General features: G+C 59.7%; 16 protein-coding genes. 7 read left to right on the plus strand and 9 right to left on the minus strand.

The genetic code is table 11. From position 1 onward, the window contains the following. Positions 1-69: 69 nt before the first annotated feature. Entirely contained in the window at positions 70-2,205 is a 2,136-nt protein-coding gene (locus GO988_RS05585) for an alpha-ketoacid dehydrogenase subunit alpha/beta (RefSeq protein WP_157562544.1), read from the minus strand. A gap of 177 nt (positions 2,206-2,382) precedes the next feature. Between GO988_RS05585 and hemF the strand changes: the two genes are divergently transcribed. Continuing rightward, positions 2,383-3,300, plus strand: a complete 918-nt coding sequence (gene hemF, locus GO988_RS05590; RefSeq protein ID WP_157562546.1) for an oxygen-dependent coproporphyrinogen oxidase — start codon at positions 2,383-2,385, stop codon at positions 3,298-3,300. Continuing rightward, the gene (locus GO988_RS05595) at positions 3,293-3,871 is read left to right on the plus strand and encodes a phosphatase PAP2 family protein (RefSeq protein WP_157562547.1); all 579 of its coding nucleotides are present in this window, start codon (positions 3,293-3,295) and stop codon (positions 3,869-3,871) included. Before hemF ends, GO988_RS05595 begins: the two co-directional genes overlap by 8 nt. 62 nt (positions 3,872-3,933) lie before the next feature. Here the strand turns inward: GO988_RS05595 and GO988_RS05600 are convergent, their stop codons facing one another. From GO988_RS05600 to GO988_RS05610, 3 genes are all read right to left on the minus strand, one after another. Continuing rightward, positions 3,934-4,134, minus strand: a complete 201-nt coding sequence (locus GO988_RS05600) for a hypothetical protein (RefSeq protein WP_157562550.1) — start codon at positions 4,132-4,134, stop codon at positions 3,934-3,936. A gap of 65 nt (positions 4,135-4,199) precedes the next feature. Next, positions 4,200-4,793, minus strand: coding sequence for a riboflavin synthase (locus GO988_RS05605; RefSeq protein ID WP_157562552.1), 594 nt, complete (start codon positions 4,791-4,793; stop codon positions 4,200-4,202). A 170-nt stretch (positions 4,794-4,963) separates the two neighbouring features. Next, positions 4,964-6,385, minus strand: coding sequence for a sugar transferase (locus GO988_RS05610; RefSeq protein WP_232341371.1), 1,422 nt, complete (start codon positions 6,383-6,385; stop codon positions 4,964-4,966). Between the two features lie 192 nt (positions 6,386-6,577). Here GO988_RS05610 and GO988_RS05615 point away from each other — a divergent pair, with 192 nt between their 5' ends. From GO988_RS05615 to GO988_RS05625, 3 genes are all read left to right on the plus strand, one after another. Then, entirely contained in the window at positions 6,578-7,249 is a 672-nt protein-coding gene (locus GO988_RS05615; protein ID WP_317164799.1) for a protein-L-isoaspartate(D-aspartate) O-methyltransferase, read from the plus strand. A gap of 192 nt (positions 7,250-7,441) precedes the next feature. Then, the gene (locus GO988_RS05620) at positions 7,442-7,921 is read left to right on the plus strand and encodes an acyl-CoA thioesterase (RefSeq protein WP_157562889.1); all 480 of its coding nucleotides are present in this window, start codon (positions 7,442-7,444) and stop codon (positions 7,919-7,921) included. Positions 7,922-7,934: 13 nt separating this feature from the next. Then, positions 7,935-8,774 carry a hypothetical protein gene (locus GO988_RS05625; RefSeq protein ID WP_157562557.1) on the plus strand — a complete coding sequence of 280 codons (840 nt, stop codon included), beginning with the start codon at positions 7,935-7,937 and terminating at the stop codon, positions 8,772-8,774. Positions 8,775-8,868: 94 nt separating this feature from the next. On the opposite strand, the gene GO988_RS05630 is transcribed toward GO988_RS05625, so the two are convergent. From GO988_RS05630 to GO988_RS05650, 5 genes are all read right to left on the minus strand, one after another. Then, the gene (locus GO988_RS05630; protein WP_198172513.1) at positions 8,869-9,993 is read right to left on the minus strand and encodes a TlpA disulfide reductase family protein; all 1,125 of its coding nucleotides are present in this window, start codon (positions 9,991-9,993) and stop codon (positions 8,869-8,871) included. A 165-nt stretch (positions 9,994-10,158) separates the two neighbouring features. Further along, positions 10,159-11,616 carry an Asp-tRNA(Asn)/Glu-tRNA(Gln) amidotransferase subunit GatB gene (gatB, locus tag GO988_RS05635; protein ID WP_157562563.1) on the minus strand — a complete coding sequence of 486 codons (1,458 nt, stop codon included), beginning with the start codon at positions 11,614-11,616 and terminating at the stop codon, positions 10,159-10,161. Between the two features lie 255 nt (positions 11,617-11,871). Beyond that, positions 11,872-13,530, minus strand: coding sequence for an OmpA family protein (locus GO988_RS24560; protein ID WP_157562565.1), 1,659 nt, complete (start codon positions 13,528-13,530; stop codon positions 11,872-11,874). Positions 13,531-13,895: 365 nt separating this feature from the next. Beyond that, a complete protein-coding gene (locus GO988_RS05645; protein ID WP_157562567.1) occupies positions 13,896-14,741 on the minus strand; it encodes a toxin-antitoxin system YwqK family antitoxin in 846 nt (281 codons plus the stop codon). A gap of 36 nt (positions 14,742-14,777) precedes the next feature. Continuing rightward, positions 14,778-15,701 carry an SPFH domain-containing protein gene (locus tag GO988_RS05650; protein WP_157562569.1) on the minus strand — a complete coding sequence of 308 codons (924 nt, stop codon included), beginning with the start codon at positions 15,699-15,701 and terminating at the stop codon, positions 14,778-14,780. Positions 15,702-16,143: 442 nt separating this feature from the next. On the opposite strand from GO988_RS05650, the gene GO988_RS05655 reads away from it, so the two are divergent. Together GO988_RS05655 and GO988_RS05660 are read left to right on the plus strand one after the other, a co-directional pair. After that, positions 16,144-17,187 carry a T9SS type A sorting domain-containing protein gene (locus GO988_RS05655; RefSeq protein WP_157562571.1) on the plus strand — a complete coding sequence of 348 codons (1,044 nt, stop codon included), beginning with the start codon at positions 16,144-16,146 and terminating at the stop codon, positions 17,185-17,187. 334 nt (positions 17,188-17,521) lie between these two features. Next, a complete protein-coding gene (locus tag GO988_RS05660) occupies positions 17,522-18,358 on the plus strand; it encodes an oxygenase MpaB family protein (RefSeq protein ID WP_317164795.1) in 837 nt (278 codons plus the stop codon). The last annotated feature ends 32 nt before the right edge of the window (positions 18,359-18,390 follow it).

Below are 18,390 nucleotides of genomic sequence, written 5' to 3' on the forward strand. Positions count from 1 at the left end.
CGTCCTGCCGAGCTGCTTCGACTAGCTGAGCAGGACGTTATTTTATTACGTTGCCTACCCTACCCTCAGTTAATAGCCCAGCAGCTCGCCGAGCACTTTGGCTACCTTGGCGGCACTGGGCAGCATTTGCTTTTCCAGCTCCACGTTGAGCGCAATGGCTGGCAGGTTGGCTGCGCCGAGCGTGTACACGGGTGCATCAAGCTGCAAAAAGCATTGGGTTTGGATGCGCCCGGCCAGGCTTTCGGCGAAGCTATTGAGGAGCGGTTCTTCGGTGAGCACCAGTATTTTGCCGTGGCGGGCCACGGCGGCCAGCACGCCCTCCCAGTCGAGGGGGTTGAGGGTGCGCAGGTCGAGCACTTCCACGCGGCCGGGGTACACGCGGCTGGCCGCCGTGGCCCAGTGCACGCCCATGCCGTAGGTGATGACAACGCAGGTATCGCCAGCGCGCAGCCGGTCGGGCGCGGCGGCCTGGGCCACGGCGGCCTTGCCCAGCGGAATGACGTAGCCCGCGGCCGGCTCAATCGTTTTGGCGTCTTCGGTGCCGGGCACTTTGCTCCAGTATAGGCCTTTGTGCTCTAATAGCACCACCGGGTTGGGGTCGAGGAAGGCCGACCGCAGCAGGCCCTTCATATCGGCCGCGTTGCTCGGGTACACCACTTTGATGCCCCGAATGGTAAGCAGCGTGCTCTCGATGGAACCCGAGTGGTAGGGCCCACCGCCACCATACGCGCCCACCGGCACCCGAATGAGGGCTGGCACCGGAAACTTGCCCATGCTCAGGTAGCAGCTCTTGCTCAACTCCTCCACCAGTTGATTAAGGGCTGGCCAGATGTAGTCGGCAAACTGAATCTCGACAATCGGCCGGGCGCCAACGGCGGCCATGCCCGCCGTGCTGCCCACAATGTACGCCTCCTGAATGGGCGTGTTGAACACCCGCCGGTCGCCGTATTTTTTGGCCAGCAGGGCCGCTTCGCGGAACACGCCGCCCAGTTCGCCGCCCACGTCCTGGCCGTAGAACAAGGCCTCCGGAAACTCGCGCAAAATGTCGTCCACAGCGTGCAGGGCGGCATCTACCATCAGCACTTTGTCGGCGCCGGCGGGGGCGCGCTCGCCAGCTTCTGCCAGCACGGCGGGCGGCGCAAATTCGTGGTCGGCGAAAGTGGCGGGGTCGGGGTCGGGCGCAGCCAAGGCCAGGGCCCAGTCGGCGGCCACGGTGGCACGGGCGCGGGCGGCCAGCGCAATCAGGTCTTTTTCGAGGGCGCCGGCTTGCAGCAGGCGGCGGTGCAGGCGGGGCAGCGGGTCTTGCTGCTGGTGGGTGGCCAGGTCGTCGCCGCGGTACCACTCGCGGCGCACGCCGCTGGTGTGGTGGCCCAGCAGCGGGCATTTGGCGTGCACCAAGGCCGGGCCGCCGCGCTGGCGCACGTGCTCGAAGGCCTCGCTCAGCCCGTTGTAGGAGGACACAAAGTCGGCGCCATCGACCCGCACCCGGTGCAGGCCCGGAAAGCCCGCGGCAAACTCGTAGGCGTCCATGGCGCGCATTTCTTCGCCCGTGGCCGAGATGCCCCAGTCGTTGTCCTGCACCAGGTACACAATGGGCAGGCGGTGCAGCACCGCCATTTGCAGGGCCTCGCTCACTTCGCCTTCCGTCATGGCCCCATCGCCGATGGAGCAGAGCACCAGCGGGTTGACGGGGGGGGTAGGGTCCGGCGCCGCGGCCGGCGCCCCGCCAGCCGTCAGCTTTTCACTCTTCACATACTCTAAATATTGAATGGCGTGGGCCATGCCGGTGGCCGGAATAGCCTGCATGCCCGTAGCCGAGCTTTGGTGCGGAATGACGGGCAGGCCCTCACGCCGCAGCGAGGGGTGGCTGTAGTAGGTGCGACCACCGCTGAAAGGGTCGTCGCGCTTGGCCAACAGCTGGAGCATCAGCTCGTAAGGCCGTAGGCCCAGGCCCAGCAGCAGGGCATCGTCGCGGTAGTAGGGCGCGGCGTAGTCGGCCCCGGTGAGTAGGAAGGCCGCCGCCAACTGCACGGCTTCGTGGCCGCGGGCAGTGGCGTGCACGTAGCGGGCGGCCACGGTTTTTTGAGCTTCGTACAGAGCGGCCATTTCGGCAGCCGTATGCATGAGCAAGTAGGCACGGCGCAGCAAAACGACTTCGGGCACGGCCGAAGCCGCCGCGACGGACGCGGGAGGAGCAACTAGCATGTAGTGTGGGCGGGTAGAGCGAATAAGGAAGGTAAAATTACGCCCCTGCCCGACCTTTGCCGGCAGGCAGCCCTACCTCGCGCGCCAGGCGCCGGGGTAACTGCTTGTTGCTTAGCGACGCTACCACCCGGTACCGCCACCTATTTGCGGCTCCTTGCCCCCTGTTTATTGCATAAAATGGCCCTTACCCGCACCGATATTGCCACTTGGCTTCAGGATTTTCAAACGCGTCTTTGCCAGCAGCTCGAAACTGCCGACGGCGGCCCAGCCCGCTTTGGCCAGGATGACTGGCAACGGCCCGGGGGCGGCGGCGGCCACTCGCGGGTACTCGAAGGCGGGGTCATCTTGGAGAAAGGAGGGGTAGGGTTTTCGGCTGTCGAGGGCGAGCTAAGTCCCGCCGCCGCCCGCCAGCTGCACCTGCCCGACCCGCACTTTTTCGCCACCGGCGTGTCGGTGGTGCTGCACCCGCGCAGCCCCCGCGTACCCATCATCCACATGAACGTGCGCTACTTCGAGGCCGGCAACGGCGAGGCGTGGTTTGGCGGCGGCATCGACCTCACGCCTATTTACGTGGATGAGCGCCAGGCGCAGCGTTTCCACGCGCAGCTTAAAGCCGTGTGCGACCAGCACAACCCCGCTTACTACCCCAAGTTTACGCGCTGGGCCGACGACTACTTCTACCTGCCGCACCGCCAGGAAACGCGGGGGGTAGGCGGCATTTTCTTCGACCGCCTGACCGTGGGCCAGGATGGCGGCGTGGCCGAATTATTCACCTTTGTGCAGGACGTGGCCGAGCTGTTTGGTCCTGCCTACACGCTGATTATGCGTGAAAACCACGCCCTACCCTTCACCGAGCGCGAAGAAGCCTGGCAAACCCTGCGCCGCAATCGCTACGCCGAATTCAACCTGGCCTTCGACCGCGGCACTCGCTTTGGCCTCGAAACCGGCGGCCGCACCGAAAGCATCCTCATGAGCCTACCCCCCCGTTGCGGCTGGAGCTACAACCCCGCCGCGCCCGCGCCCGGCACCCCCGAAGCCGCTACGCTTGCCTGGCTCCGCAAGGGCGTCGATTGGACCACTGCCGCCCATGCTTGAAACGCTGCGCGACCTCGACCACCGGCTGCTGCTGGCCATCAACCACGCCCACACGCCCATCCTGGACGCCATAATGGGCTTTGCGTCCCAAATAAAGGTCTGGTTCCCATTTTATGCGGTGCTATTGGGCTGGTTGATTTATCATTTTCGCCACCGCACCAAGCTGCTGCTGCCGCTGCTGGCTGCCACCGTGGCGCTGGCTGACAGCATTACCAGCCGCATTTTTAAGCCTTGGGCAGCCCGCCCCAGGCCCTGCCACGCCGCCGACCTGGCGGCGCAGCTCTACCTACCCGATGGCTGCGGCGGACAGTTTGGCTTCATGTCGTCGCACGCGGCCAACGCCATGGGGCTGGCCGTATTCCTGCTGCTAACCTTGCCCAGCGGGCGCTATAAAGGCCTTAAAATCGGGGTATTTATTTGGGCCGCGGTGATTTCATATAGCCGCGTGTACTTAGCCGCCCATTACCCCGGCGACGTACTTGGCGGCTGGGTAGTGGGCGCAGCACTGGGCGCGGCAGCCGCAACGGCGTTCCAGCGCTGGGCTCCGCGCCTGTGGCCAACTGCCTCCTAACCAGTTGGTAGCTGAAGCACAACGCCCCGCTACTGTGAGTAGCGGGGCGTTGTGCTAAGGGCTTATTTAGCGGGTTTGCGGTTGCCGGTGTGGCCGTCGCCGTGGTCGCCCTGGCCAGGCTTGCTGGTTTTCTTGGCGTTGTGCTGGTCGTCGCGCGAAAGGGAGTCGTTTAAATCAACCGAAGTCGTGATTTTGCCCTCTTTATCGCGGCGGATGTAGCGTTTGTCGCCGGGGTTCGGCTCTATTTCTTCGCGCTTCGACATAAGTACTCGAGTAAAACAAGTGTAGCTAGCTTACGCAGTTGCCTATCAAAGCGTTGCTCTTGCCCCTACCCCTTGCCAAGCAGCCGGGCCACGTACTTGCCCACAATGTCAAACTCCAGGTTCACGACTTCGCCGGCTTGCAGCTGGTGAAAGCCGGTGTGCTCATAAGTGTACGGGATTATGGCGACCGAAAAGGCATCGGGTTCGCTGTCAAAACAAGTCAGGCTCACGCCGTTAACTGTGATGGAGCCTTTCTCCACCGTCAGGCGCTGCGGGCCTGGCTCGTGGCGAAAACGGAACACCCATGAGCCGTTTTGGTCTTCTACGCTTAGGCACTCGGCAGTGGCATCGACGTGGCCCTGCACAATGTGGCCATCAAAACGCCCACCGGCGGCCAGGCAGCGCTCTAGATTGATGTGGCGACCGGGCTGCCACTGGCCTAAATTGGTCTTTTTCAGAGTTTCATCAATAGCCGTGACGGTGTGGGTACCCGCGGCCTCATCCAAGGCTACCACCGTAAGGCACACGCCGTCGTGGGCCACGCTCTGGTCGATTTTCAGCTCGCTGGCAAACGGCGACTGCACGGTAAAATGGCGGTTAGTGCCTTCTTTTTCGACGGCAACTACGGTGCCCAATACTTCAATTATTCCGGTAAACATGAATCGCTGATTTAAACAGATTTCGCAAAATCGGGTGGGGCGGTATCACCGAAGCTTGGTTTTAGCCCAATCCGATAAGCTGCGAGTATAGAACCACAAACGCACAGAAAAGATGGCGTTACCTACTAGTTGCGGAGGCTGCATCCGCGCAATTCTTCTACAACTGTGTTTTACTTACCTCTACCCTCCATGATAATTTTGAGGGTGTAGAGGAGCACCCGAAAATCCATGGCCAGGCTCATGTTTTCGATGTACAAGATGTCGAATTTAAGGCGCTCGACCATTTGGGCCACGGTTTCGGCATAGCCATATTTGACTTGGCCCAGCGAGGTGAGGCCAGGGCGCACGCGGTGTAAGTGGCGGTAATGGGGCGCGATTAGCACAATCTGGTCGATGAAAAACTGCCGTTCGGGGCGCGGTCCCACAATGCTCATGTCGCCCTTCAGCACGTTCCAGAACTGCGGAAATTCGTCGAGGCGCACCTTGCGCATAAAGCGGCCCCACTTGGTAGTGCGCGGGTCAAAATCGAAGCTCAGGGCCGGGCCCATCTTTTCGGCATCGACGTACATCGACCGAAATTTGATGATTTTGAAGGGGTGCCCGTTTTTGCCAATGCGCTCTTGGTAATAAAAAATTGGCCCCGGCGACGACCACTTTACCATGAGCGCCGTGAACAAATAGACCGGGCTGGCCAAAATCATAAACAAGATGGAGCAGCCCACGTCGAGCACCCGCTTGAGCACCTGCTGCCACACGGGCAGCAAATCTTGCTTGATTTCGATGAGCGGTGTTCCGAATATGTGGTTGACCTTCACCGAGCCTAGCAGCATCTGGTACAAGTCGGGCAAGACGCTGATGCGGGCTGGCGAGCCCTCCAGCAAACTCAGGATTTCCTGGATGCGGCGATGCTCGCTCGGCTCGATGGCGATAACTACTTGCTCGATGGCGAGGCTGCGAATAAGGGCCGGCAGCTGCTGGTACGAGCCCGGCGCGGGCAGGGAGCGCGCCAGCGTGGCATCCACCGTTTCGCCCACCGGCGTAAAGCCTACTAGCCGCAGCCCCAGGTGCCGGCCCGTCAGCTGTAATTCCTCAAAGGTGCTAAGGGCTAGCATGTTGGAGCCAACCAGCAGGGTAGGAAAGGAAATAATGCCGCGCCGCACCAGCTTTTGCACGCTGCTAACGGCCCAGGTCCGCAGCACCGCCGTAATAGTGAAATGCAGCAGGTAGTAGGCCGCAAAGGTTTTGTAGTAGGCGTGGTAGTTATCAACGCCTTGGTCGTCAAGCAGCAGCGCAAAGAAGATGACGATGGTGCCCAACAGCGAGACCCGCGCCAAGCGGATAATCTCGGTGAGGCGCGACTTTCGGAAAATATCGCGGTACTCGCCCAGCAACGTGTAGAGCGCCATCCAGAACAGGGCAATCATGACGGCCGCCCCAGACAGGTAGAACAGCACACCCTCGGTGAAGTGGTAGCCCGTAATCTCGCTCAGCAGGTATTTGCGCAGCAAAAAAAACGCTACCCAAGCCAGCAGTGCAGACCCAAAATCGGCGGCAACGAGCTTAAGAAACTGAAATCGTCGGAGCAGCAGCAAGGGGTAGGGTGAGTAGCTAGTATTTTCGCAGCGAGGTGCGCAAAAATAGGGCCGCGGGCCAGTTTTGGGGGAAAAAGCGCCAAACTGCCCAAAATTTGCGGCGGTTCTGCGGATATAATCGCCTATTCGGTTTGCGGCCGGCTGCTACCAAGCGGGAGCCACCTCTTTTTTATCACTAGTCAATTTGCTATCATTCAACCTCTTCAAGATTCTTATCGTCAGCGAGGGCAGCGCCGGGCACTGGTAGCGCTGCTGCGCGAGCAGCGGGGCATTCGCGATGAGCGGGTGCTGGCCGCCTTAGGAGCCGTGCCGCGCCACTTATTTTTTGAGCCGGCCTTCGAAACCCACGCTTATCAAGATAAGGCCTTCCCCATTGGCGAGGGCCAAACGATTTCGCAGCCCACCATGGTAGCCTACCAAACCGAGTTGCTGGGCGTGCAGCCCGGCCACCAAGTACTGGAAATCGGTACGGGCTCGGGCTACCAGTTTGCGGTGCTGTGCCAACTCACTACCGGCGTGCAAAGCATTGAGTTTAACGCCGTGCTGTACGAGCGCGGCCGGCAGCGGCTAGCGGCGCTGGGCCTGCCCACAACGGGCCTGCACCTGGGCGATGGCTCGCTGGGCCTGCCAGCCTTAGCGCCGTTCGACCGCATTTTGGTGACGGCCGGCGCGCCGGCCCTACCCCCCGCTTTGCTGCGGCAGCTGCGCATTGGCGGGCGGCTGGTGGTGCCAGTGGGCACCACCGACCCCGGCCGGCAGCAACTGCTGCGCATCACCCGTGAGGGCCCCGAAGCCTTCGTGCGCGAGGAGCTGGGCGACTGCCGCTTTGTGCCGTTGCGTGGCGCGGCGGGTTGGCAAGGATAAGCGATGAGGTATGCAGCCAGGTAGTAGGCGCCCGCCGGTAGTGTAGCCGAATGCTAACGAGCGGCCCGCGCCACGCTACCTAGCGGGCTTACCTTTGCGCATCTCCCACCCAACTCCTAAGGCATCCTTTTTACTTCCTAACCCCCTTGACCAGTGCGCAAGCAACGCCCCGTATCCGACTCGTACGTTATCATGACCGAGCTGGTATTGCCCAACGATACCAACACCCTCAACAACCTGATGGGCGGCCGCATGATGCACCTCATGGACATTGCCGCCGCCATTGCCGCCCAGAAGCACTCCAACCGCATCGTGGTTACGGCGTCGGTCGATAACGTGTCGTTTCGCGATTCCATTCGGCTGGGCAACGTGGTGACGTTGCAGGCGCAGGTCACGCGCGCCTTTAGTTCGAGTATGGAAGTGCACATCGACGTGTGGGCCGAGGACATTCCGAGCGGCACGAAGATGAAAACCAACGAGGCGTTTTTCACCTTCGTGGCCGTTGACCAGTCGGGCCGGCCCATCGACGTACCCGAGGCGGTGCCCGAAACGGTTGAGGAAATCGCCCTCTTCGATGGTGCTCTGCGCCGCCGCCAGCTGCGCTTAGTGCTGGCCGGCCGCATGCATCCCACCGATGCTGCCGAGCTGAAAGCCTTATTTGAACTACCCTAATTCAAACCGATAAATGGCTGACGACCAAGCGGCCAAGCTGGCCTTCCTCCAGAATTTCTACACCAACGTTACGCTCTACATGCCCCTAGGGGCGCCCGAGCAACCAACCGAAGCAGTAGCGGCGGCAACGCCTACCCCCGCACCGACACCACTAGCTGCGGCCCTACCCATAGCCGCAGCGGCACCACTGGCGCCAACTTTGGCCGCACCCGTCAGCGCGCCGGGCAAGCTGCCTTCTTTAGCCGGCCTGAGTACGCCGGCTGCTGCCCCTGCGCCGGTGGTTTCGGCGCCAGTTACGCCACCCGTGGCTGCGTCGGTACCCGTGGCTGCGGCACCCATTGCCTCGCCGCCCGAGCCCCCAGTAGTTCGGCCTACCCCCCCCCCGGCGCCAGCCGTAGCACCGCCGCCCGTAGCGCCCCCTACTGCGCCAGCGCCGGTAGCCCCTTATTTGCTTACTACGTTTACTACACTGGGCAGCAACGCCCAGGGCGTGGTGGTGCTAGTGCGCCTACCCCCCGAGCAATTCATCAAGCTGACGCGCAACGTTTTCTTAAATAAGTTACTGCAAGCCATCAACTTAGTGATGGCCGATGTGGTGCTGGTAAACGTGGATGGCCCCTACCCCGTGGCCCTGCAAAACCTGCGCAAAGAAATTGCCGCTACCCACATCCTGGCTTTCGGCAAAAACCTACTCGACGTAGCCGTGCGCACCACCCAGATATACGAGCCGGTGCAGTTTCCTACAGTAAACCTGGCTTACCTGGCCGGGGCTGAAGTCGAGCTGATTGAATACGATGTGAGCCTAAAAAAACGCCTTTGGGGAGGCTTGCAGCGCATGTTCCTGCACGCATAAACTTCCTTTTGCCACGCCACGGAGGTCGTGGGTAGTTCACAAAAAAGCCCGTCTGTTAGCAGACGGGCTTTTTTGCGAACTACTTGTCAATCATCTATTTCAGCACTTCAGCGAGTTTGGCTTGGAGCGCTTCGCCGCGCAAGTTCTTGGCGATGATTTTACCAGTGGGGTCGAGCAAAAACGACTGCGGAATAGCCTGCACCCCGTAGGCCGAGGCGGCGGCGTTTTGCCACTTTTTCAGGTCTGATACGTGGTTGGGCCACAGCAAGCCGTCGGCGGCAATGGCTTTAGTCCAGCGGTCCTTATCATCGTCGAGCGACACGCTATAAACCGTGAAGCCTTTGCCCTTGTCCTTAAACTGGTTGTAGGCTTTTACTACGTTCGGGTTTTCTTGGCGGCAGGGGCCACACCAGCTAGCCCAGAAATCTACGAGCACATACTTACCGCGCAAACTCTTGAGCGACAAAGGCGTGCCACCCGGCGTAGCCAGGTTGATTTCGGGGGCGTTGGTGCCAATGGCGGTAGCCCGCAGCGGCTCTAGCCGCTCGGTGAGCGCCTGCGTGAAGGGCGAGCCCGGCTGCGCCTTACGCTGCACCGCCGCGATAGAATCGGCAAAGGCAAAGTCTTCGTCAGGATTGACGAAGCTTAGCGTGGCAAAGCCAGCGGCCACTGAAGTAGCCTCGCGGCGAATAAGCGAGCGGGTACGGGCCGCCGACCGTCCTTGCACCACATAAAACCGCTTCTCAATAGCGGGCAGCGAATCGGTTTGGCCCGCTTGGCCGGCCGCGTTGTAGCGCTTGCCCAAGGCCTCCATCTGCACTTTACTCGCTGTGAGGTGGCGGGTGAGTTGTTGCATCAGCTCCGAGTCTTTCGAGCCCTTCACCGAATAAGTGGCGGGTAGGCTTTTGGCGTCGCCAGCCAGCGTCACGCGCGACTTGTTGTCGAGCACCAGCAGCACCTGGTTGGGCTCGTCTACTTTGAGCTGATAGACGGCCGCCGCTACCGGCAGCGTGCCCTTAAAGGTGAACTTACCCTGGGCGTCGGTTTTGGCCGTGCCGCGCTCCACAAACTGGCTGCTGGTTAGCTCCGAGAGATGCAGCGTAGTGCCCACCGGCACGTTCTTGAACTGGCCGTTGATTTCGTATCCTTCGGCGGCGCTGGCGTTCTGGCAGGCATTGGTCAGGCCGAGCAGAGCGGCGGCCACGAGGGTTGGTTTCATAAACTGGGTCATTGACAACAAGGAAAGTGCGCCGCATGCGGCGCAGTTGCGGCTCTGTAAACCAAAACTGGGCCGGCTAGTTCCAGCCACTTGCAGGATGCGCGTTGGGTAAGTCTATCAACTAGCAGCCGACGATAGCCTAACGCGCATCCCACTTCTACTGCCTTAGCCGTCGAGGCCCTGGCGCAGCAACTGGTTGGCCAGCTTGGGGTCGGCCTTACCCCCCGTCAGCTTCATGAGCTCGCCCATAAACATGCCGGTGAGCGATTTTTTGCCAGCCCGGTACTCGGCTACCTTGGCAGGATTGGCGGCCAGCACTTGCTGCACCAGCGCCTCCAACTCGCCCGCATCAGCTTTAGTGAGCAAGCCCAATGCCTCCGCCGCACCGGTGGCATTGGCCGTCGGGTGCTCTAGCAAATACGGAAATAACTGCTTGGAAGCCACCGAGTAATTAAGCTTGCCTGCATCAATTAGTTCAATGATGCCCGCAAGCTGGCCGGGGTCGAGCGGGAAGTCGCTCATTTCCAGCGCCCGCTCGTTGAGGTACGATTTTACCGGGCCCATTACCCAGTTGGCACCGGCTTTAGCGTTGGGCGTGAGGCGCGACAGTTCGTCGAAGTACTGGGCCACTTCCTTCTGGTCTACCAGCACTGAAGCGTCGTAATCGTTGAGGCCCAGCTCGCCCGTGAAGCGGGCGTAGAGCTGCTGCGGCAGGGCCGGCAGCTCGGCCTGCACGCGGTGCAACCAAGCATCGTCCACGAGCAAGGGGGGTAGGTCGGGCTCGGGAAAGTAGCGGTAGTCGTTGAGGGTTTCCTTAGAGCGCTGGCCACTGGTGGTGCCACTGGCCGCGTCAAAGCCCCGGGTTTCAGAATCTACTTCGCTACCGTTTTCCAGAATCTCAATCTGGCGGCGCACTTCGTACTCAATAGCGCGCTGCACATTGCGGAAGGAGTTCATGTTCTTGACCTCCACTTTGGTGCCGTATGCGGTGGCGCCTTTTTTCATCACGCTCACGTTGGCATCGCAGCGCAGCGACCCTTCCTCCATGTTGCCGTCGCAGATGCCAAGGTACTCGACCAGCTTCTTGATTTCGGCCAGATAGGCGTAAGCCTCTTCCTCAGTGCGAATGTCGGGTTCACTCACAATCTCGATGAGTGGCACACCGGCGCGGTTCAAGTCTACCAGGGTTTCCGTTTCGCCGGCCAAGTGCATGCTCTTGCCCGCATCTTCTTCCATGTGGATGCGCGTGATGCCAATGCGGCGGGTGCTGCCATCAGCCAGCCGAATATCGAGGTGCCCGTTGTGGCAAATCGGCGTTTTATCCTGCGTAATCTGGTAGCCCTTGGGCAGGTCGGGGTAGAAGTAATTTTTGCGGGCAAATAGGTTTTCGCGGGTAATCTGGCAGTTAGTGGCCAGGCCCATTTTCAGCGCAAAATCTACAGCCGTGCGGTTTACGCGGGGTAGCGTGCCGGGGTGGCCCAGGGTAATAACCGAGAGATTGGTGTTGGGTAGCGACCCGTACTCATTCTCATCTGAGGAGTACATCTTGCTGTGCGTCAGCAGTTGGGCGTGTACTTCCAGGCCAACTACGGTCTGGTATTGAGCAAGCAGTGCTTCGTCCATAAGAGCAGAAATAATCAGTGGCGACCGTGGAAGCCGCAACCGGGGTGCAAGTTAAAACCGATTTGGGGAGCCCCGCCGCTGGCGGCCCCCTCATTTGGGATGGGTAGGGCGCTTGTTGCTCGCCCGGCGCCCGGCGGCTCATGCCCAGGCGGGCAGACTATTGCCCTCCAGCGGGCGCCTACCCCCCTCAAAAAAAAGCAGCTCGCTCCAGGGGAGCGAGCTGCTTTTCACTTCAGCCGAATAGGTTCAGGTCGCTTATTTTTTGCGAGCAGATGCCTTTTTTGCTGGGGCCTTGCGGCTGCGAGGAGCGCCGGTGCCCGTCGTTTTCTTGCCGGGCAGCTTCTGGCCTGTAGCGCGCAGCTCCGAGATGCTCGGGGCGGGGCCATACTTGGCTTCGGCGGCGTTGGTTTCGCCCGTCAGGTAGGGGTCGAAGTCAACGCGACGGTTCAGAGCCTGGCCAGCGGCCGTTTTGTTGTCGGCAATGGGCTTGGTTTCGCCATAGCCGCGGGCTTCGATGCGCTCAGCCGGGATGCCTTTGCTCAGCATATACTTGCGGGCAGCGGCGGCGCGCTCGTAGCTCAGGCGCAGGTTGTAGTCGTCGGCGCCTTTGCTGTCGGTGTGGCCGGCAATGCTGAGGCTATAGTCCGGGTAGTCGTTCATAATCTGCACCATCTGCTCCAGCTTGGGGTACGACGAAGATTTCAACGTAGCCTTATTGAAGTCGAAGTTGATGTACTTGGTAGCCTCGTTGAGGATTTTCTTAGCCTCGGCCTTAATCTCGGGGCAGCCTTTGTTGCTGGCGGGGCCGGCACGGTCGGGGCAGCGGTCCTGGAAGTCCGGCACGCCGTCGCCATCGCGGTCGAGCGGGCAACCAGTCGCGTCTACTTTCACGCCCGCTGGGGTGCCGGGGCACTTATCCTGGTAGTCGGCTACGCCGTCACCATCCGAGTCAACCGGGCAGCCCGAAGCATCGACGCGCACGCCGGCTGGGGTGTTGGGGCACTTGTCGTCGTTGTCGGCTACGCCGTCCCCGTCGGCGTCGGGGCAGCCTTGCAGGGCAGCCAGGCCTTTCACGTCGGGGCACTTATCCTGGTAGTCGGCTACGCCGTCACCGTCGGTATCGAGTGGGCAGCCATTTTCATCCACTTTCACGCCGGTAGGCGTGTCGGGGCACTTGTCTTTGCGGTCGGATACGCCGTCGCCGTCCGTGTCTTTACCCTTACCGAAGTTGGCGGTTACGCCAGCCGAAAACTGGAGGTACTGGTCACGCTTATTAAAGAAGCCATCCTCGCCAGTGCTTACGCCATCGAGGCGCTCGTCATCGCGGAAGATAACGTGCTGGCCAGCCTGCGCAAAGAGGCTAAAGCCATCCGTCACGCGGAAAGTCAAACCCAATGCGGCCTGGCCATCAAACGCCCCGTAATTCATGCTGCGCAGAACCTGGTTGCCGGAGTAAGTGCCCGTATAGCGGTCGGTGTAGATGTAAGCGAAGCCCGGCTGAAGCAAGATGTAGGGCTGAATGACCGCATCTTCTTTCAGTGCCCAGCCATTGTTGAGCTTAAATTTGAAGCCAAGGCCGAACGTGCTGACGTTGGCGTAGAAGCGCCGGCCGTTGGTGAGGGCCGAGCCCCCAGCCGTGAACGTGCCGCTCTCGCCGGGGTAGCGCAGGGTAGCTTGGTTGGCCGACAGGTTGATGTCGATGCCTTTGCTGAGGTAGTGGCTCAGGGTGAGGCCGCCGCCGTAGGTAGCGTTGCGCGTAGTGAAGTAGTTGTTACCCAAGTCGCCGCGATATTCGAGCGTTGTTGCGTAACCGCTAACTCCCCACTTACGGTCAGCCGTTTGAGCATGGATGCGGGGTGCCGCAGCCAATACTCCCGCCGCACATAGGGCAGTTTTGAATAGGAGGTGTTTCATAAAGAGTGAAAAAAAGCCGGGAAAATGTGGCCCCGGCCGAAAGGTGACAAATGGAAGCAACTATCCGCCGCTGTAGCTGGCTAATCCCCAAAGCTCGACAGCGATTTTGCAAGCACTCTACGGATTTCTGGTGGCTACGGCTACGTAAGGGCCGCGCTTAACATAAAATTTATTTTGGGGGTAAGCTCCCCCGTAACTGCTATTGCTACGCGCCAAAGCAGGCTGTTCTGAAAGAGCGACAGCCTGCTTTGATGGCCCCAAAGATACGCGGGATGCCTGTTTAGGAACTTTTATTTGAAAAGGCCGCACATAAATTGCTCCGATAAAGCCAAGCGGCTCTCAAAATAGTCTACTACGTGTCCTCATTAAGGCCTTGCGATTGGCGTCCTCTTATTGGCCTGGCAAAGGGGTAGAAAAGCAATATTGACCGACTGCTGGTAATAGGCTGTTACTACCTGCCCATCGCGCCAGCCTGGCGTAAAGGGCCTGGGCAGGTGCCGCAATGTTTCCAATACTTTTTCCTTGAGGATGGCAATCGTCATATCAGTCCCCCAATAAGTACTCATGGCCTTGGTCAGCGCTGGTAGGTTCACCAGTTCAGGGTCATGAATACTCCCATCTTCAGCTACTTTAAACAAGACTTTTACGGGTAGAGTGCGGGGCAATACGTATTGGTCATTGCACTCGCGGCAATATTGCCGCAGCTGGCGCACCACGTCTTTTTGCAGCATAGCTTCCCCACCAGGATACAAGGGAGTTTGCTCATAAACGGAGTAACCTATGGGTTGCCCATCGAGTGCAAAGCAACTACCAATCTGCTCTTTACCTTCCACATAACTACTGCGACGTTTTAAGGCGCCATCGGGGTAATATACTAGCAACTCCCCCTCGCGCCGGCCGGCCTGGTAGGCTTGCTGCGTCCAGAGCTGGCCATTCTCATACCACGTAGTGGCCACGCCAAAGGGCAGGCACCGGGCAATATCCATAAAAGAAGTATAGGACTTCAGCCTACCCGATGGATAAAAAATGCGCACCACGCCGCGCAGGCTATCGCACGTCAGCACTTCGGTGCACTCACCCGCAGCCGAGGTACTGGAGTTGACCCACCATACTGCGGCCGCTTTTGGGGCCGGGGCCAAGCTATCAGCCTGCTGCGCCCAGCCTTGGGAGGCCCAGCCTAAACCACAAAGGCAGAGTAGCAATTTCCGCATGATGGGATGGGTTTGAAGGGTGAGCGCCTACCCCCTCTAACGGTTGGCAGGCCGGTCGAGATGCTGCAAAGCCAGCATTTGTTGCATGCTCTTTTCGAGGCCTTCGTTGGAACCGTCCAGGAAGATGACGTTGCCCTTGCCCTGCTCAGCAAAGTGCTTAATGGCCTCGGTCCACATCGAGAAGTACACCAGCGAGGGGTCTAGGTTGTTGTCGGCCAGCTCTTGCACAGCGTGGGCCATGCCCTTAGTTACTTCCTCGCGGAACAGGGCTACCCCCTGCCCACGCAGCTGGGCCGCAATTTTTTCGGCTTCGGCCGAAATCTTAATGGCGTTGCCTTCGGCCTCGGCAGCTTTGGTTTTGGTGATGAGTAGCGCCTGGCCCTCGTTTTCGGCGGCGGCTTTCAGGTTATTAGAAGCTACTACTTTGGCCATCGAGCGCATGATTTCCTCGTCGAAGGCAATGTCGTTGAGCTGCAAGTCGATAAGGTGGTAGCCCCAGCTTTCGAGCGTTTCGTCGAGCTGGTCCTTCACGTGCAGCACTATTTCGCCGCGCAAGCTCAGCACTGCTGCCTGGCGCTGCGTGGCGACAAAGGCCCGAATGCTGCCCTCCACGGTGCGCACCAGCGCCTGCATCAGGCTGCGCTCATCCACAAACTTGAAGGCCACGCGCTTGATGGCTTCCTCACTTTGGTCAAACACCGCGTACACCAGCATGGCCTTAAAATTAACGTTGGCCTGGTCGATGGTAATAGCTTGAAATTCAAGCTCCAGCGAGCGGTTCTGGATAGAGATACGCTTGTAGACGTTCTCAATAAAAGGCAGCTTGAAATTGAGGCCCGGCATCATCACGCGCCGGTATTTGCCAAAAACCGTCACGACGGCCACCGTACCCTGTGGCACGATAACGTAGCTCAGAAACAGCGTGAGGGCGAGCAAGCCCAGCAAGATGAGGGGAAACATAGGGGGGTAGACAGCCGCCTGATAGTGAGGTGAAAAAGGTGAAAGAAGCGCCGGCAAGATAGGAGTTAAAACTCAGGTGCCGTAGCCCTGGCTACATCGCCCAAGCGGCGCTGGCATTACAGCCTACCCCCCACTTTGGGGCTGAGGCCTAGGGTAGCCTAGCTGGGCCTAGGGAGATGAGGGCTACCTACCATGCTCACTTCCGTGCTCGGGCTCGGCTTATAGCTAAGCTTGGGGCCGACCATAAAGCTATTAGGCGGGCCTACACAAAATTAATTTAATCCTATTTATGCTCCCTTTTAGGGATTGCCACTCCCGGCATGGAACGGCTAATTACTAGAGGATAATACTAGGCAAGTAATTAACTGTACAATATTTATAAAAAAGACTTTGGCAGATTGTTTGTACTACCGAATGCCTTGCTATACCTCCGCCCCTGCTTATGTACAATATATCTTTACCCTCACGCATCGCTTTCCTGTTTCTCTTTTTACTTGGTTTCGCGGCTCACCCAAGTGCCGCCCAAACACAATACGGCGCTGCAGTTACCAGCAAATCAGGCCTAATAGATACGCCTGATGACGCAGCCGATGGCGACCTCACCACCAAGGCCATCCTCAAGCCCACCCTACTACTGACTTCGCCCATGCTGCGCGTGAAGTTTAAGAGCCTCGCGGCAGCTGGCAAGCCGGCCGGTGTGTACCTGAAAACCGATAACGTGCTTGCACTGGCCCTGCTGGGCACGGCCAGCATCCGTACCTTCATGGGCACCCAAGAACTGGAACGCTTCAACATTGCTAGTGATGTACTCTCGCTAGCGCTGCAGAATACGGATGTAAAAAACCTGACTTTTACGCCTACCAAGGCTTTTGACCAAATACAGGTAGACTATATTTCGCTGGCTGCCTTGGGCAAAGACATCGAGTTTTATGAGGCTTATACCAGCGTCACCCCCCTGCCCGTAACGTTGCTGACTTTCCAGGCCAAGGCTACCTCGACCGGCGCGGCCCTAACCTGGGATACGGCTTCGGAGCTTAACGCCGACTACTTCGTGGTGGAGCGGGCCGATGACTCGCCCGATACTTTCCGCGCGCTGGGCCAGGTGCAGAGCGCCGGCACCAGCACCCAGGCGCGCCACTACCAGTTTGTGGATGCTACGCCCGCCCGCCTCAGCTACTACCGCCTGCGCCAGGTAGACCAGGACGGTACTGCTACCTACGGCCCGGTAGTGGTGCTTGCCACCGAGCCACAAAGCGCTGCTTTGGCCGCCTACCCTAGCCCTGCTACCGAAACGCTAACCGTAACCGGCCCGGCAGGCGCTCATTTTGTAGTGCTCGACCAGTTGGGGCGCCAAGTACAGCACGTTGATATGGTGCTCAACCAGCAGCAAATAGACGTGCGCAACCTGCCGGCTGGCAGTTACTTTCTGCAGGATGCGGCCACGGGCAAAAGCACGCGGTTTATAAAAGCTACCGGCGACCGCTAATACTAAAGTTTGCCGCAACAACGATTTTTTCTCTCGAGCCCCCTACCCCCTTTGTGGCCGGTAGGGGGCTTTGCGTTGGGCGAAAAAGCCGCGGGCATTAGCCTAATCAACATCGAAGGCTAAACTCAGCGTAGCTATCACCATTAGGCTGTCGGCGGCTCGCTAAGGCTGATTTTGTGCGCGGCCCACTTCTGCCCAGGCCCGCTGCCCGGCGTAGCGAAGTAGCGAGAATAAGTTAACTAAGTCGCGCATTCACCTTAAGGAGCAATAGCGACACAGAAACAAATGTTGCGTTAACTTTGTATTTCAAAGAACTTTTAATCAGCAGCCGGCTTTGGCTTTTCTTCTAATGGATTACTTCGTGGCTCCTACCTCCATCGTGCGGCGCATTTGGGGCAAAGCCGATACCGTGCTATTCATTTTTGCCGGGGCGGCGGCCGAATTTGCCCTCAATAAGGCGGTGGACTGGCTTTACTTCACGGGCCGGCTGCCGGCTGACCCGTTGGGGCGGCTGTTTTCGACGGTTGAGTATGCACGCCGCATCGTATTTGCCGACCGCGCGGGGGCCGAGCGGGCCATCGATAGCATTGCCGCCATTCATGCAGCAGTCGAGGCCAAGCGCGGCGTGGCCATTCCAGCCTGGGCCTACCGCGATGTCTTATTTCTGCTCATCGCCTACTCCATTCAAGCGTTTGAAGCGCTGGAGCGGCCGCTAAGTGAGGCGGAAAAAGCCGAAGTGGCCGAGACATTTGGCCGCGTGGGCCAGCGTATGGGCGTGCCCAACCTGCCCGCTACCTACGCCGCGTGGCTGGTGGCCCGCCAGCAGCACCTGGCCCACGACCTGGAAGCTAGCCCCTACACCACCGACCTTTACCGCCAGTACCACAAGCACTTGGGCGGCTTGCGGTACTACTTGCTGCGCCAGGCCCAGGCGCTGGTGGTGCCACCGCTGGTGCGCCAGTTGCTGGGCCTGGGGCGCTGGTCGTGGCTGCCCCTACCCCTGCTCGTGTATCGCCATACCCAGCGCCTAGCGCTCAGCCAGTGGCTGCGCACCAGCCTGCTACCCACTGCCTACCGAGCGCAAATTTTATCGCTCGATACGCCGCCGTTCGAAATGCCTGCTGTGGCGCCGCGCAAAGCCTGCCCGTTTCATCGCCAAAAGGTGGGCTGACCGCCTCCACTTCATTAGAGAAAAAGCTGCTT

Origin of the sequence: Hymenobacter ginkgonis (assembly GCF_009755225.1) — a bacterium.
GTDB classification, from domain to species: domain Bacteria; phylum Bacteroidota; class Bacteroidia; order Cytophagales; family Hymenobacteraceae; genus Hymenobacter; species Hymenobacter ginkgonis.

What these genes read in the sequence shown, in the direction of transcription:
- GO988_RS05585 (WP_157562544.1), bottom strand. Translation starts at nt 2,205, where the DNA reads ATGCTAGTTGCTCCTCCCGCGTCCGTCGCGGCGGCTTCGGCCGTGCCC.
- hemF (WP_157562546.1), top strand. Translation starts at nt 2,383, where the DNA reads ATGGCCCTTACCCGCACCGATATTGCCACTTGGCTTCAGGATTTTCAA.
- GO988_RS05595 (WP_157562547.1), top strand. Translation starts at nt 3,293, where the DNA reads ATGCTTGAAACGCTGCGCGACCTCGACCACCGGCTGCTGCTGGCCATC.
- GO988_RS05600 (WP_157562550.1), bottom strand. Translation starts at nt 4,134, where the DNA reads ATGTCGAAGCGCGAAGAAATAGAGCCGAACCCCGGCGACAAACGCTAC.
- GO988_RS05605 (WP_157562552.1), bottom strand. Translation starts at nt 4,793, where the DNA reads ATGTTTACCGGAATAATTGAAGTATTGGGCACCGTAGTTGCCGTCGAA.
- GO988_RS05620 (WP_157562889.1), top strand. Translation starts at nt 7,442, where the DNA reads ATGACCGAGCTGGTATTGCCCAACGATACCAACACCCTCAACAACCTG.
- GO988_RS05625 (WP_157562557.1), top strand. Translation starts at nt 7,935, where the DNA reads ATGGCTGACGACCAAGCGGCCAAGCTGGCCTTCCTCCAGAATTTCTAC.
- GO988_RS05630 (WP_198172513.1), bottom strand. Translation starts at nt 9,993, where the DNA reads ATGAAACCAACCCTCGTGGCCGCCGCTCTGCTCGGCCTGACCAATGCC.
- gatB (WP_157562563.1), bottom strand. Translation starts at nt 11,616, where the DNA reads ATGGACGAAGCACTGCTTGCTCAATACCAGACCGTAGTTGGCCTGGAA.
- GO988_RS24560 (WP_157562565.1), bottom strand. Translation starts at nt 13,530, where the DNA reads ATGAAACACCTCCTATTCAAAACTGCCCTATGTGCGGCGGGAGTATTG.
- GO988_RS05645 (WP_157562567.1), bottom strand. Translation starts at nt 14,741, where the DNA reads ATGCGGAAATTGCTACTCTGCCTTTGTGGTTTAGGCTGGGCCTCCCAA.
- GO988_RS05650 (WP_157562569.1), bottom strand. Translation starts at nt 15,701, where the DNA reads ATGTTTCCCCTCATCTTGCTGGGCTTGCTCGCCCTCACGCTGTTTCTG.
- GO988_RS05655 (WP_157562571.1), top strand. Translation starts at nt 16,144, where the DNA reads ATGTACAATATATCTTTACCCTCACGCATCGCTTTCCTGTTTCTCTTT.